Annotated in this window: 12 protein-coding genes; 7 read left to right on the top strand and 5 right to left on the bottom strand. The window is 50.2% G+C overall.

Annotated elements, in window-relative coordinates; all coding sequences use genetic code 11:
* The first annotated feature begins 5 nt into the window (after positions 1-5).
* Positions 6-1,523, top strand: coding sequence for an amidohydrolase family protein (locus tag MRBBS_RS10855; protein ID WP_014871559.1), 1,518 nt, complete (start codon positions 6-8; stop codon positions 1,521-1,523).
* Positions 1,524-1,993: 470 nt separating this feature from the next.
* Positions 1,994-2,407, top strand: a complete 414-nt coding sequence (locus tag MRBBS_RS10850; RefSeq protein ID WP_014871557.1) for a hypothetical protein — start codon at positions 1,994-1,996, stop codon at positions 2,405-2,407.
* Between the two features lie 934 nt (positions 2,408-3,341).
* Here MRBBS_RS10850 and MRBBS_RS10840 read toward each other — a convergent pair.
* The 5 genes from MRBBS_RS10840 to MRBBS_RS10820 are packed head-to-tail and all read right to left on the bottom strand — an operon-like array spanning position 3,342 to position 7,518.
* Positions 3,342-4,118, bottom strand: a complete 777-nt coding sequence (locus tag MRBBS_RS10840) for an SDR family NAD(P)-dependent oxidoreductase (RefSeq protein ID WP_187290805.1) — start codon at positions 4,116-4,118, stop codon at positions 3,342-3,344.
* A complete protein-coding gene (locus MRBBS_RS10835; RefSeq protein WP_014871552.1) occupies positions 4,118-5,296 on the bottom strand; it encodes an acyl-CoA dehydrogenase family protein in 1,179 nt (392 codons plus the stop codon). The genes MRBBS_RS10840 and MRBBS_RS10835 overlap by 1 nt, the downstream gene beginning before the upstream one ends.
* A 58-nt stretch (positions 5,297-5,354) precedes the next feature.
* Complete coding sequence (locus MRBBS_RS10830) at positions 5,355-6,077, bottom strand: histidine phosphatase family protein (RefSeq protein WP_187290755.1); 723 nt, start codon at positions 6,075-6,077, stop codon at positions 5,355-5,357.
* Entirely contained in the window at positions 6,077-6,457 is a 381-nt protein-coding gene (locus tag MRBBS_RS10825) for a DUF6285 domain-containing protein (RefSeq protein WP_014871550.1), read from the bottom strand. The genes MRBBS_RS10830 and MRBBS_RS10825 overlap by 1 nt, the downstream gene beginning before the upstream one ends.
* Complete coding sequence (locus tag MRBBS_RS10820; RefSeq protein WP_014871549.1) at positions 6,457-7,518, bottom strand: phosphotransferase family protein; 1,062 nt, start codon at positions 7,516-7,518, stop codon at positions 6,457-6,459. Before MRBBS_RS10820 ends, MRBBS_RS10825 begins: the two co-directional genes overlap by 1 nt.
* 229 nt (positions 7,519-7,747) lie before the next feature.
* On the opposite strand from MRBBS_RS10820, the gene prpR reads away from it, so the two are divergent.
* From prpR to MRBBS_RS10795, 5 genes are all read left to right on the top strand, one after another.
* A complete protein-coding gene (prpR, locus tag MRBBS_RS10815) occupies positions 7,748-9,688 on the top strand; it encodes a propionate catabolism operon regulatory protein PrpR (protein ID WP_014871548.1) in 1,941 nt (646 codons plus the stop codon).
* A gap of 261 nt (positions 9,689-9,949) precedes the next feature.
* Positions 9,950-11,548: a long-chain fatty acid--CoA ligase gene (locus MRBBS_RS10810; RefSeq protein ID WP_201764315.1), complete on the top strand. Its 1,599-nt coding sequence runs from the start codon at positions 9,950-9,952 to the stop codon at positions 11,546-11,548.
* A gap of 52 nt (positions 11,549-11,600) precedes the next feature.
* Positions 11,601-11,870, top strand: a complete 270-nt coding sequence (locus MRBBS_RS10805; RefSeq protein ID WP_187290754.1) for a TRAP transporter small permease subunit — start codon at positions 11,601-11,603, stop codon at positions 11,868-11,870.
* Complete coding sequence (locus MRBBS_RS10800) at positions 11,863-13,476, top strand: AMP-binding protein (RefSeq protein ID WP_014871544.1); 1,614 nt, start codon at positions 11,863-11,865, stop codon at positions 13,474-13,476. The genes MRBBS_RS10805 and MRBBS_RS10800 overlap by 8 nt, the downstream gene beginning before the upstream one ends.
* A 91-nt stretch (positions 13,477-13,567) precedes the next feature.
* Positions 13,568-14,791, top strand: a complete 1,224-nt coding sequence (locus MRBBS_RS10795) for an ABC transporter substrate-binding protein (RefSeq protein ID WP_014871543.1) — start codon at positions 13,568-13,570, stop codon at positions 14,789-14,791.
* Positions 14,792-14,833: the final 42 nt, after the last annotated feature.

Raw genomic sequence — 14,833 nt, 5'->3', positions numbered from 1 at the left:
TAAACATGGATATCATTATTCGTAATGCCCGAATTCTGACGATGGATCAAAACGACACTGAATACGACCGTGCTGACATTCTGATTGCTAACGGTATTATTGAAAAGATCGGCCCAGATGTGGCAGCTAGCGTTGAACCAGGTAACGCTCGCATTATTGACGGTGAGGGCAAACTAGTGATGCCAGGGCTCATCAATGCGCATTTTCACTCTCCGGTGAATTTCCTGAAAGGTGCACTTGTCGATGCGCCGCTCGAGCTCTACATGCTTTACGAGGTGCCGCCTCTTCAGTGTAAAACAGTGGACAGTGAGTTTGCATATGCTCGGACAATGTTGGGGGCGGTTGAACTTTTAAAACAGGGCGTTACCACTAATCACGATGACTGCTTCTTCGTCCCAGTACCTACTGATGAAGAAGTAAATGCCGTTATGAATGCCTATACTGATGCAGGTATACGCGCATCGGTAACGCTTTGTCAGGTTAATGTCAGGGAATATGAGAAATACCCCTTCCTGTATGAGCTGCTGCCGGACGATATTCGCAGTGAGATGGAAAATGTACCACTGCTATCTACGGAGGAGCTGGTTGGCCACTACGAAACCTTCATTAATCGTTGGCATGGCACTGCCGATAACCGTATACGCTGTTCCATCTCGTGCTCAGCGCCACAAAGAGTGACTCCCGATTGCCTGCGTGCACTTGATGATTTAAGCAGAAAGTACGATATCCCCTATAAGATGCACATTCTTGAAACCAAGCTGCAGAGGGTACTGGGGCAGGTAAAACACGGCAAATCCTTCATACAGTATGTAAAGGACGAGGGTGTGCTGACTGATCGGTCAGTTGTGATTCATTCGGTCTGGGTTGATGATGATGATATTGCGGCTATGGCGGAATCGGGCTGCTCCGTTATTCATAACCCTATTTCCAATTTGAAAATTGGCAGTGGCGTGATGCCTTTCCGCCGCTTGAAAGAGGCCGGCATCAATATTGCGCTGGGAATCGATGAGGTCCCCGTTGATGATGGCTGTAATCTTTGGACTGTGGGCAAGACCGCCGGACTGGTCCATAAAATTGCCGATCCTGAGTATCGCAACTGGCCCCATGAAGACGAAATTCTGGATATGCTGACTCGTGGCGGTGCGCGATCAATGGGGTTGCAGGATCAAGTCGGGATGCTCGCCGAGGGCTACCGCGCAGACATGTTGCTGATTGATCTTGATACCCTGCCGTTCACGCCATTGCACAACCTGAAACGTGCGCTGGTGTTCTGTGAGAACGGAGGGTCTTTGAAAATGACGATCGTGGATGGTCGTATCGTGGTAGAAGATGGTGAGGTATTGAACGTGGACGAGGCCGCGCTTCGAGCGCAGATCCGTGGCTACGCCAGCCGACTCAAAACCGAGCTTGAGCAAATGACTGTTTCAGCTGACCGCCTTGCGCCCTACTACCGCGAAATGTACCTGAAAGCAGTCAGCTGTGATGTTGGAATGAATCGCTGGGCCGGGCCGATGATGCCTTGAGTGCCTGAAGAAACACATCAGCTGGCTTTCGACTGACTTGGTATTGGATTTGCTCGCGATGAAATCTTCGCTACTGAAGTGGACTTTGCGGGTACCAACTCTAAATCCCGCTGAGGCGAGTCCTGGCGCGATGTTTACGGCGGCATAGAGGTTTTTCGGGGAATTACACCGGGGTCTTGGCCCAAAGCAAACCCTAGTGTTCAGGGGAAACTTTATCGCTCCTCCATTGCTGATGCTTAGGCTGGCGGAGCGGTTCAACTTTCAGGGCTTCCACAGGCTCAAAATAGGTAGATGACGCCTTGTTCCGCAACGGCTACTTCCCGATGGACCTGAACTGGACAACGGATGCCGATCTGATGACGTCGGCTCGAAGCGCCGAAAAAGCAAGCGACTATGAAACCTGGTTAGGAAAATAGACCCGTCTGGATACCCAGCCCAGTCTGAACGTCAGCCGGCTATTACCGGATGCTTTGAAACCCTCGATTCGCTGGCATCTGGACCATCCGGTTTCCGGGCAACTATTTGTTGAAGACGAGACCATGACGCTGGCTGGCTGGGTAGTGACTTTCGGGGACTATCAGCAGTTGTTGCAACTCTACGTTGAAACGGCCCGGGGGCGTCGCCTTTTTGAATTCGACCGGTCACGGAAGGATGTGCTGAATGCCGTGTTCGGCCGCCTGGAAGCGACGCCACCGTTTTGGCAAGACCAGCCCTGCGGGTTCAGTTTTGAAGTAACCAAAGAGGGTGTGAACTCGGGTTTTGAAACCGGTTTGGTAGTTAACCAACAATCCATTCCGTTAGCGCAGTTGCCTTTGGAAGGCGCTGGCAATGGCGGTTCACGGCGCCTGTGCGCCCGGCTGTTGAAGCAGTTCCGCAAGCTATGATACTAACCCTATTGAAATGCGCCAAAGTTGGCCCTGCATGAATACTTTTGCAATTGAGCCTTAAAGCGCTGACCGTCGGCATCTGATTGACGCTAACCAGCCTGCCAAAAGCCGTACGTTATGTGTTTGGGCCGTTATCCGTTTTTACTCACATGAGTGCCGTATTCCGCTGCCGGCGAGCTTGAAAGGGCGCGTGTTTGAGTTGATACCGCGGCCGAAGGCCGAACACGAATTGGCGATAGACATGGAGAATGAGAAAGAGCCGTTATCAGCCGATGGCTTTACTCTTGGGGTAATATCCAACCTGGCGGGTTGGTATTGGATTTGGCGTCGTGTTTGTGGGAGCTTTCAAGGGCTGGAAAACCCAAGCGCTTGAACTTTGGCTGCCGCGAGTTACTTTTTAAGCTGTTTGGCAGTTACCGCATGTTGGGTTCTTTGTGCTATCACTTTCCCGGGCTTGAGTATGCTGAATGGCGGGATCATTACTGGTCGTGTACGCGTGCGTTGCAACAGCGGCTGTGTCGGCATGTGAGTCGCATTAAGGCTGGCCAGGCTGTTGTTCCGGTGCTTGTGGACGCACGCCAGATGCCAGGCCAACGCGTCGATTAATGCTCAAACAGGGTCTTGGGCCGACGTTCGCGTGTTGACGAGCCCGCACGATGATTTGCCACTCAACAGCCTGAGCGGTTGGGTGCTTTACAGTCAGCCGGTGCAAAAGGTGGAACCTTGGGCGCTTGCGAATTTTGCCACGCAATAGGATGCGCAGGTTCAAATTCTGCTGGCTGTGTAATATTTTTAAATGGCTTTACGTGGAAGCATACCCCCCCTTCTGTATTCGAATAATATTCACAGGTGCCAACAACTCTTAATGAAAAAAGCATAAGTGACGCGTAACTTTTTCAAACTTATTAGTCGAGTAGGATCGGTATCAGCGTCATAATCCTGAGCAGGCGTGACCGTTATCAACAACAATCTCAGACCCTGTCATTGCCCTCCCTGCATCAGAAGCAAGCAACAATAGAGCGCCATCCAAATCTTGAACTTCGCAGAACTTACGCGCTGGAATCCGTTTTTTCAGTTTTTCGCCGACATCGCTTTCCAGCAATTCCCGGTTTATCTCAGTCATAACGTAGCCCGGTGCTAGCGAGTTAACGCGCACGCCGTAACGGGCAAGTTCTAGGGCCAACGAGCGGGTTAAATGAGCCAGCCCAGCCTTGGCAGCGCAATAAGGGCCGACACCAGCCGTTACACGGCTGGACAAAATCGAAGTGACATTTACGATACTACCACCGCCGTTTTTGACCATCCTGCGCGCGCCCTCTTGGGCGACCATCCAGGCACCTTTGAGGTTAGTTTGTAAAATGTTGTCCCAATCGTCATCGGTGTAATCCAGGGCCGCCTTAGTGTCACTGACTCCCGCGTTATTCACCACAACGTCTAGCCCGCCGAACTGATCGTTAAGAGCGTCAAGACAGGCAATAACGGACTTGCGTGACGATACGTCTAAAGCCAATGCGATCGCTTCACCCCCATCAGAGCGAATTTCCTCGACTAACGTCTGAAGCCGATCCGTCCGCCGCGCCCCAACTGCAATTCTTGCACCCGCTCGTGCCAGCGTTCGTGCGAAATGTCGCCCAAGCCCGCTTGATGCACCCGTGACCAATACACGTTTGCCCGCCATGTTAAAAAGATGATTAATATCAGACATGATTATCTTTCTGCCTTATCCGACTCACGAGCAATAATCTTTCGCGCCAAACTCATCCGATGCACTTCGTTTGGTCCATCGTAAATTCGGAAACCCCTAGCGTCTTTAAAAATTCGTTCTACAATATTTTCGCTTGAAACACCCTGTCCCCCAAGAATTTGAACACTTCGATCGATTACTCGCCAAATAGCCTCAGAACTGATGACTTTTGCCATGCTGGACTCGCGATTACCGCGCTCACCTTTGTCTAATATCCAGGCGCAGTGCAAGATCGAGAGACGTGTGGTCAACATATCCATTTCATTGTCAGCTAACATAAACCCAACGCCCTGATGCTCGCCTAAACGCTTGCCAAAAGATTGTCGTGTCCGAGCATACTGGCACGCCTCATCGTGGGCCCGCTGCGCAGCTCCCAGCCAACGCATACAATGCGTAAGGCGCGCAGGCGCCAAACGAATTTGCGCGTAGCGAAACCCTTTTCCCAACTCGCCAAGTATGTCGGTTGCTGGTACTCGTAGATTTTCGAAGCGAACAACCCCGTGCCCACCAGTAAAGCAGGAGTCCATTACGTCCATCAGCCGTTCAACAATGAACCCGGGGCGGCTGGTGTCGGTTAAAAACATGGTCGCATTGCCATCTTCTGTTTTGGCCATTATGATTGCGAAGCTGGCCCCTTTCGCACCTGTGATAAACCATTTTTCGCCGTTAATAACGTAGTCATCGCCGTCACGAACCGCTGTTGTTTCCAGCATTGAAGGGTCAGATCCTGCGCCGGGTGCGGGCTCAGTCATCGCAAAACAAGACCGCGTCTTGCCTTCAACCATAGGGCGAAGCCAGCGCTCTTTTTGCTCTTCCGACGCCACTACGTCCATCAGATGCACGTTACCCTCATCTGGCGCGTGAATGTTCATCGCCGTAGGGCCCAAAGGGGAATATCCGGCCTCTTCAAAAATCACTGCCTTTGCAACATGGGACAGCCCGGCACCACCCATCTCCCGCGAGGCATGAAGAGTAAGCAGCCCGTGTTTACGCGCACTGGCAACCAGCTCGTCGCGTAGAGCTTCGGTTGGCCCATGTGGCGTTTGTCGCGAATCAGACTCCATTGGCATCACTTCTTCAGTAATAAAGCGGCGTACCTTTGCTTGCAATGCTTTGATGTCGTCACTCAATTCGAAATTCATGTTGATCTCCTGATCGCTTGATCCATTAATTATTGATGCGCTAATACTTTATTGAATTTCACATCCGCGACATGGACTGAGCCAAACGCTCCATCACAGTCGAACGTTCGCCAGTCTTGAGGGGGTTGTAGGGTGTAAAATTCAGTAGACGCAAATACGCCGTTATTGAAGAATCATCGCCAGAGCGATCAATATCGACGATATTAATGCAGGCGTGATCTTGCTCAAGAAAAGGTAGCGCGGATAAATTTCCATTCATCAGCCATGAAATAAGGACACGGTTCACCGCGTCGTGACTGGCGATCACAAGGTTCTGCCATTGCGAATCAGCAAGTATCAAGCGAAACCAAGCCAAAACTCTCTCGCCGAAATCGTTCCATCGCTCGCCCCGCAAAAAACCTGCTTCAGGCTGAAGAGACAGTTGATACGCTCCGGCAACTTCCGTGCTGTAAACATCGCGCGGTATTTGGCTGAGGCGGCCCCCACGAATCTCTCTTAACTCAGGAGTTGTTTCAGTGGAAACATGGGTGGGAGCTCCTGATAACGCCATCTCAAGTGTTTGCATGGCTCTTGGGTAGTCAGAGCTGATGGCTCTATCAAAGGTTACGTCTTTTAGAACATCACTCAGAGCCAACGCTTGGGCTTCACCGTCAGCTGACAATGGCACACTGCGAGGATCCAGTGGGCGACCCGAGTCGTCAAAGTAACTCACATGCCCATGCCGAATCAGGTACAACCGGCGACGCCCTGAATCTGCATAATCTTTTGAATGCGATGTCACTATCGCTGCCCTCCCGATGATTGAGCGGCTTTCGGATTACTGATCATTAGCGCGTTGTAGACCGTTTTCGCTAAAGCTACCTGTAGCCTTTCTTGCTGGGCCCCGGGGGTATCAAACACACCGGCTCGAATAGCCTTCGCTATGGTGCGTCGCGCGTCGTCTGAAGATGAAGTGCTATCAGCAATAGACTCTGGCAGAACCCCGGAAAATAGCGCGGCCTCAGTCTGACTTTGAGCCGCAACTTCGCGAGCCGCAATTCCCATAGCACTGGCGATCATGCGTACTTCATAACGTAAGTGTTCGGGAATCGATGGAAAAACATCGTTCATAAGTGTTTCACGAGCGGCAGCAAGCAGCTCCGGCGCATCCGGACGATTCATCAGTAATCTCCAATCAAGGTCAGAATATTATGTTCAAGCTCCGGAACCAGGCGCCCTGTTAGCGCAAGCTCCAGCGAATGTTGCTGGCCTGATAGATGACGCTCAGCTTGTTGAACAGCAATTATGGCCCACCGGACGTGTGCCATAATTTGCCAGTAGCGAAGTTCTTCCGGCGATATTTCACGTGGGCATATGTCGGAATATCCTGCCATCAGATCGCTCACATTTCCAATCCCCCCGGCCACGTTGGCGTTATTGCCAAAGCGCCAACACTTTGCGGTCAGCCATCCAATGTCTTCGCGCCAATCTCCCCAAGCAGTAAACTCCCAGTCCAGAATCCCAGAAATAGATCCCTGATCAACCATGAAATTACCGGTTCGAAAATCACGATGGATAAGACAGGGTTCGATAGGATTCGGTTTGTTTGTGTGCAACCAACGTAACCCCCATTCGATAACAGGGAACGCTTGAGGCAGCTCATCCAAAAAATCAAGATACTGCTCAATAATTGATCTTGCTGGGTCAGCTCCAGGGGCAGGTAGAAAAGCGAGCGACTCTCTAGGGGGGCGTATGGTATGAAGCTTTGCCAGATTTCGTCCGAGCTCACGGCAGAGGGCGGAGCGATCCGGCACCAGTGAATCGTCTTTCACTAAACGGTGACCAGTGGCTGTTCCATCCACAGCCTGCATCACAAAAAACTCACGCCCAATAACATCCAAATCACTACAGAGCCACAAAGGCGCAGGCACCTGAACACCAGCTTCGTAAACAGCTTTGAGAACAGCGTATTCATGCCCGCGAGACATACTCACCTGTACAACAGACGAAGAATCTGTCCGTAACACCCAACTATTCTCGCCAGCGGAATCACCGCCTTGCACAAGAACACTTAGCAGCCAGTTCTCTTGAATAGCGCCGCCAGAAAGACGCTTCATATCAGTGATCGTAGCTTTGCCATTCAAAACGACATTTGAGAAATATCGCTCCAGGCTTTGCTGCCAACCCTGTGGCGCCTCCGGAATATCCTGTTGTGAAGCTAAGCTATTCTGCGAAATGTTCATTAGCTACTCTCTTTGAAATCATGTTTCCATACCCTGGCAGCTTGCAAGTACGGTGCCAGCTGCCAAGATTTATATTTTTTGTTTAAATTCAAGCTTCTGAAATCGGTCGAAAGAATAGAATAGTAAGTTCAAATATTGATGGTTCATCAATGAAACGTTTAAAGTCACTTTTGAAATACTCGCACTACAGCTAGGATGGAGCCTAAATCCAAGACCAAAAGAATCAAACATGGCCTTTGCAAAACGCAAACCACTGATCGTTACCCTTATTAACCACCTCACATTCGATGGCAATCCCAGCAAGCTGGCGCGAATCCTCCAGGAAATAATGCCTCGCTATGAACAGCAGGCGGACATACGCATTGTAGAAACATCGGTTGATAAATTATTAGAGACGGCTAGAGCCATAGAGTATGAGCAGGAAGCGGATATCCTGCTTTGTTCCGGCGCATCCGCGGAATTTTTGCGTAAGAAAATCTCAACAACCACCTTGTCTTTCAGAACGGGTGAATACGATTTGATTCGAGCCCTTAACCTGGCTAAAGAGCGCGGCACTAAGGCAGGTATTCTGACCCACCAGCACACATTGAAAGATCTGGATGAGCTGTCCAGCTTATTTACCGTCGAGGTGTCACAGGCTGTCTATACATCCTTAGAAGATGCCCGCCAGAAAGTTCAAACTTTCGTTGAGCAAGGCTATCGAGTGATTATCGGCTCGCCCACGGTCGTTGACCTGGCAGAAGCTGCAGGGGCAGAGGGCGTGTTTGCAATTAACGCGGACGCTGTGCGACGTACGCTGGATGAGGCTCTTGCCATTTGCCGCAGCAGGTCACAAGAAACATGGAAGCATCAGCGTATTCACTCCGTATTGAAGCACCTGAATGAGGGCGTAATCGCTCTGGACGCACTGGGAACAGTGTTCTCGGTGAATACAAGCATGAACAACTTGCTAAAACCTATTCGGCCGATCGCCATCGGCGAAACCGCTGCAGAGCATTTCCCGGATGTCGATATAAGTAAGGTACTGAGCACTGGAACCGCCATTGAAAATCGCTTGAGCATCCGGGGAAACCAGCGGCTGGCGATCAGCGTCATTCCAATCTTGGAAGAAGGGTTGGTCGACGGAGCGATTCTGACATGCCAGGAAATTAATGAAATTCAACGCGCAGAGAGGAGATTACGCTCTCAAAGCCGACCCAGCCACTTCATAGCAAAGTATCACTTTGACCTGATATTAGGACAGGATAGCCACTTCAAAAGAGCCGTTCAGTTGGCAAAACTTTACGCTCATTCAGACTCCACCGTTCTGATTACAGGTGAAAGCGGAACGGGCAAAGAGCTATTTGCACAAAGTATTCACAATGCCAGTTACAGGCAGAAGATGCCCTTTGTTGCCATCAATTGTGCCGCCTTCCCTGAAACGCTGCTGGAAAGTGAACTCTTTGGTTACGAAGATGGGGCGTTTACCGGAACCCGAAAGGGAGGTAAACCGGGCTTGTTTGAAGCCGCACACAACGGCACGATCTTTCTCGATGAAATAGGTGACATGCCGACTCACCTCCAAACTCGGTTACTTCGAGTGTTGCAGGAGCGAGAGGTGCTTAGATTGGGGGCATCCGAACCGACGCCCCTCAACATTCGGGTTATTGCTGCCACACACCAGGATCTTCAACAACAGATCATAAATAAGCGTTTTCGGGAAGACCTGTATTATCGACTGAATATTCTCAGAGTCTCCGTTCCACCCCTACGCGAGCGAACGTCTGACATTAATTCTCTTATGATGCGAATATCGAAAAACCTCGCCCAAGGCAACGTTGACCAAGAGAAGGCAACGAATCAGGTTTTAAAGGCCCTCACACCTCAGTTGGTTCAACATCCTTGGAAAGGGAATATCCGCGAACTAGAAAATCTCGTCGAACGAGCTCATCTAGTGAGCCAGTTTCCGAACCAGAACCATTCAACAGAAGCTCTTTTTCCTGAGTTATTTTCAGACTCATTTAATCAATCTGTCAGTTCAAAAAAACCAAAAGAAAGCTTAAAAGCCTCCGGTAAGGCGGCCGAGATTGTGCACATCCAAAAGGTTCTCGACTTGCATAACGGTGATTTGGCCAAAACGGCAAAAGCACTGGGTATTAGCCGCTCGACACTCTGGCGCAGACTTCGCTGATGACGTCCAAAAACATAGCCGCGTTGTGAATTGCACGTCCAGCCAATGCGACAAGAGTTTCAAATGTGAAACAAATGGGGGTCAACCCCGCACCTACTTAGATCTCCAAAACCTCTCCCGAAGCCTCTGTTAGAGTCAACAGAGGCAAGCTGGCATGCATCCTGCTCAATCACCTTCATTACATCACTTTATCCATCGTTCCGTGGTGACATACGGTTGCCCAACAAAATTTATAATCGGAGGCCTATCTTGCGAGGCTTAATGATGGATGCTCCGCTGAGCATCACAACAATAATGTGTCATGCGCAAACGACCTCAGCGAATACCAAGCTTATTTCCCGTCGGGCAGACGGCAGTGTCTGTAGGCTGACGTATCATCAGGCTTTTGTAAGAATCGCAAAACTGGCAAATGCGTTGGATTGCCTAAATTTGAACGCTGATGCGAGAGTGGGAACCTTAGCCTGGAACGACAATCGGCATTTTGAACTGCATTATGCTGTTCCGTGCAGCGGCCGTATCTGCCATACGATCAATCCGAAATTATTTTCTGAGCAAATCAAGTTTATAATTAACGATGCAGAGGACGAGGCGCTTTTCATTGATCCTCAATTTATTCCTGTAATTGAAGATATGGTGGATCAGCTTCCATCTGTTAAGCACTGGATAGCGCTTTGCTCTGCTGATAGTTTACCTATAAGTAAATTACCAAATCTGAAGTCTTATGAAAGCCTTCTTGCTTGCGAAAAAAGCATCTATGACTGGCCACTTCTAGACGAAAATAGAGCCAGCAATCTCTGCTATACCTCGGGCACCACGGGTGATCCCAAGGGTGTTCTCGGCAGTCATCGCAGTATTGTTTTGCAATGCATGTCTCAAAATATGGCCAGTAATCTGGGCCTCACATCTGAAGACGCAGTAATGCCAATGGTGCCAATGTTTCATGTTAATGCGTGGTGCATGCCATATAGCGCACCTATGGCCGGCGCTGCACTGGTTCTTCCTGGCCCGAATGTGTCCGATGCCTCCGCAATGGTTGACCTTATCAATCAAGAGAAGGTTACGTTTTCACTTGCTGTGCCAACCTTGTGGAGTGGTATCAACCACTATCTGAAAAGCTCAGGCGTTAGTATACCCAGTCTTGTTAGAGGCGTTATTGGTGGTGCAGCAGGCTCACTCAAGCTGTATGAAGAAATGGATAGCCACGGCGTCACGCTGGAGAATGGCTGGGGAATGACCGAACTCAGCCCTATCGGCAGCTACAATCGACAATTATCTTGGCATCATCAGCTCCAAGATGACGCTCGTATAGAACAGCGCCTCAAGTCTGGACGGCCTTTGTTTGGCGTTCAAATGCGCATTGTTGATGAAGACGGCAACAGCTTACCTCATGACGGCCATACAACTGGCGTGCTTGAAATTCGTGGCCCATGGACATGCAGTGCCTATTATGGAAAAACCCAGGAACACGACTGGTTCAACACCGGTGACGTTGCAACCATCGATCCTAACGGCTACATGCGCATAACAGACCGAGTGAAAGATGTGATCAAGTCGGGCGGGGAATGGATTAGTTCTATCGAAATAGAAAACGTAGTTATGTCTCATCCTGGAGTGCGGGAAGCGGTTGTGATTGGAATAGCCCACCAGCACTGGAGCGAACGTCCCCTCTTAATCGTAGTCCCAAATGATAATAATCAAGTATTAACACCCGGCGAGCTGCTTAGTTATCTGGAAGGAAAAGTTCCAAAGTGGTGGATTCCAAACGCGTGCGAATTTGTTGAAACACTGCCTCATACAGCCACAGGAAAGGTAAGTAAAAAAACGTTGAGAGAGGATTTCAACCATTACCAGTGGAGCTAGTCTCCAGCGACAGCTGACATGAATGGGCCACACAAAAATAATAGAGCAGAATATGAACCCCATAAAAATCAGTGAAGTAATAAATCTAGCGGTTGGAAAACTATTTAGTTTTTTTGTCTTCATTGGCATGGCGATCGTTGTTTACGAAGTGATAGCCAGATACGTTTTTACCGCTCCTTCTGTGTGGGCGCCAAGCTATACACAACGTGTATTCGCTGGTTATTTTATTTTAATTGGAGCCTATACCCTTATAAAAGGGGGCCATGTGCGGGTTGACATTTTATTAAACACTCGGTCACTTGAAGCGATGAAACATGAATAAGTACAAAAAGTTTGACAGAACACGCGCCAATTTTTCCGCGCTGACACCACTTACGTTGCTACAGCGCTCGGCAACCGTGTATCCGGATAAACAGGCCGTAATCGATGTTGATCTGGTGCTTTCCTATGGTGAGCTATACCGACGCTGTTGCCAGATGAGTGATGCGCTGCTGCGCAGGGGCGTTAATCCTGGAGATACGGTCGCCATACTAAGCCCGAATAGCCACGAGATGCTTGAGTCTCACTACTCCGTGCCGATGGCGGGTGCCGTCATCAATACGATTAATATTCGCTTGGATGCCGCAACGCTTGCCTTTATTTTAGAACATGGTGAGGCGCGCATACTGTTCTATGACACAGATTGGGAGAATGTGGTGCGCGCAGCGGTTTCGGGGCTGGACGTGCCGCCACTGCTGATTTCTATCGAGAGTAAAGCGGGCAAGAGTGACGGGCTTGCGCAACAGGATTATGAAAGCTTTCTGCTAGAGGGGAGTGCAGAGACCTGTTGGCAGCGCCCTAATGACGAATGGGATGCTATTGCTCTGAACTATACATCGGGCACCACAGGTAATCCAAAAGGCGTGGTTTACCACCATCGTGGTGCTTTTCTGGCCGCGATGACGAATTCCATGGTGTTTCAGATGACTCCTGAGACGGTCTTCTTGTGGACGCTTCCGATGTTCCATTGCAATGGTTGGGCCTACACCTGGGCGATAACGGCCGTAGGTGGAACCCATGTGTGTCTCCGGAATGTGGACCCGATGAACATCTATCGCCATATCGAGACGTACGGAGTGACCCATATGTGTGGGGCTCCGGTGGTCATGAATATGTTGCTGCAGGAGCTCGGGCGAGAAGAGCTGAAGCTGTCCCGTTCGACCCAGTTCGCTTTGGGTGGTGCAGCACCCCCGAGCAGTGTGATTCGAAAAGCGGAAGAGATCGGTTTTCAGATTACTCACCTCTACGGTTTGACCGAGACATTTGGTCCATCCGCATTGTGCATGCCTCAGCCCGATTGGCAGGCTCTTCCCCTGGAACAAAGAGCATTGAAAATGTCCCGTCAGGGCGTTTCCACACATGGGCTGGATGAGATTGCTGTTCTCGATATGGTGAGTGGTGAATACGTGCCTGCCGATGGCAAAACCATGGGTGAGATCTGTATTCGGGGAAACACCGTGATGAAGGGTTATTTGAAAAATCCGGAAGCCACAGCCGGTGCTTTTAGTCATGGATGGTTTCACACGGGCGACCTGGCGGTCATGCACCCTGACCAATACGTCGAGATTCGGGACCGGGCCAAGGATGTCATTATATCTGGCGGAGAGAACATCTCCAGCCTTGAAGTGGAGGAGGTGCTTTACCGGCACCCGCAGGTTTCCGAGGCTGCTGTCGTGGCAATAGCCGATGAAAAGTGGGGGGAGGTACCCTGTGCTTTTGTCAGTCTGACTGACAATAGTGAAGAGATAACATCCGCTGACATCATAGCGTTTTGTAGAGAGCACATGCCGCATTTCAAGGCGCCCAGGAAAGTCGTGTTTGGTGAACTGCCGAAAACCGCTACTGGTAAGGTCCGCAAAAACATTCTCCGGGACTCGCTGTTCCCATAACAAGTCTGACCGTGGTCAGAAGGAGGTTGCGATAGCAATTAGAACGCTTTTAAGCCATTAAAAATAAAGACAATAATGAAAGGGCATTACAATGATAAAAACACATGTAAAAAAAATCCTAGTTGCGATAACCGCAGCCGCTGCGATGGGTGCCGCAAGCACCAGTTACGCGGAGGAGCCAATTCGCATAGGGGGAATCTACATTCTCTCTGGCAGCGCTGCGACCTATGGTGAGTTTGCCCAAAGGGGCATTAACCTCGCGGTCAATGAAATTAACGCCTCTGGCGGAATTCTGGGCCGTCAAGTCGAGATGGTCTACGAAGATAGCCAGGGTAAGGCGTCGGTGGCCATACAAGCAGCCCGCAAATTAGTGTACTCGGAAGGTGTTGACGCCTTGGTAGGGCTGGATAGTTCCGGTGTAGCCCAGGGCATGGTGCCGACAATGCCTGAGTTGCAGAAACCACTCATTATTACCCATGCAGCCACTCCCGATGTCACCGGAAAGCTGTGCAATGCGTTTACCTACCGTATCAGCGTAAACGTTGCCCAGAACATGAAGGCCGCTGCTCTGGTGGCTGAAAAACTGGATGCCACTAACTGGACGACTATCGGCCCTGACTATGCTTTCGGTCACCAATCCTGGGAGTTTTTCGGAAACTACCTGAAAGAGCTCAAACCTGACGTCAACCTGATGTCGGAGACCAATTTCCCACGTTTTGGAGCTGAAGATTTTACGCCCTTCATTGATCGAGTGATGGATTCAGATGCCGACGGTGTTCTTATTTCTGTTTGGGGTGGCGACCTGGTCAACTTTGTTCGCCAGGCCAACAATCGCGGATTCTTTGAAAAAGACCTCGAGCTGCTCTTCACCGTGGGTGCAGCAACCGAAGTGCTATCGGCCCTGGGCGACGAGATGCCAGAAAGCGTACACCTTTCTACTCGGTACTGGTTCGATGGTTATGATAACGACATCAATACCCGTTTCGTTAAGGCTTATGTCGATGCCTACGACGGCCCTCCTAGCTATAACGCAGAAGGCGCCTATGCGGCGATTTATGCCTATAAAAAAGCAATGGAGACAGCTGGCACTACCGATGGCCTTGCGGTTGCAAAGGCACTTAGTGGTATGAGCATAGAAGCTCCGAACGGAACGGTTACTTTCCGAAAAGGAGATAATCAGGCAATGGTCGGTCCGAACTGGGGCATTTCAGGCCCGATGCATCCTGATTACGGTATCCGCACACTGACTGATCTGCAGATCTTTAACGGCGAGGATGTGGCTCGCTCTATCGAAGAGACCGGTTGCAAGCTCTGAACTAACGGTTGTCAAAATGCTTGCCGTGGCGCCCTTGCAGGG

It is taken from the genome of Marinobacter sp. BSs20148, assembly GCF_000283275.1.
In the GTDB taxonomy this organism is placed as follows: Bacteria; Pseudomonadota; Gammaproteobacteria; order Pseudomonadales; family Oleiphilaceae; genus Marinobacter; species Marinobacter psychrophilus.
This window is presented reverse-complemented; position numbering and strand designations above follow the sequence as displayed.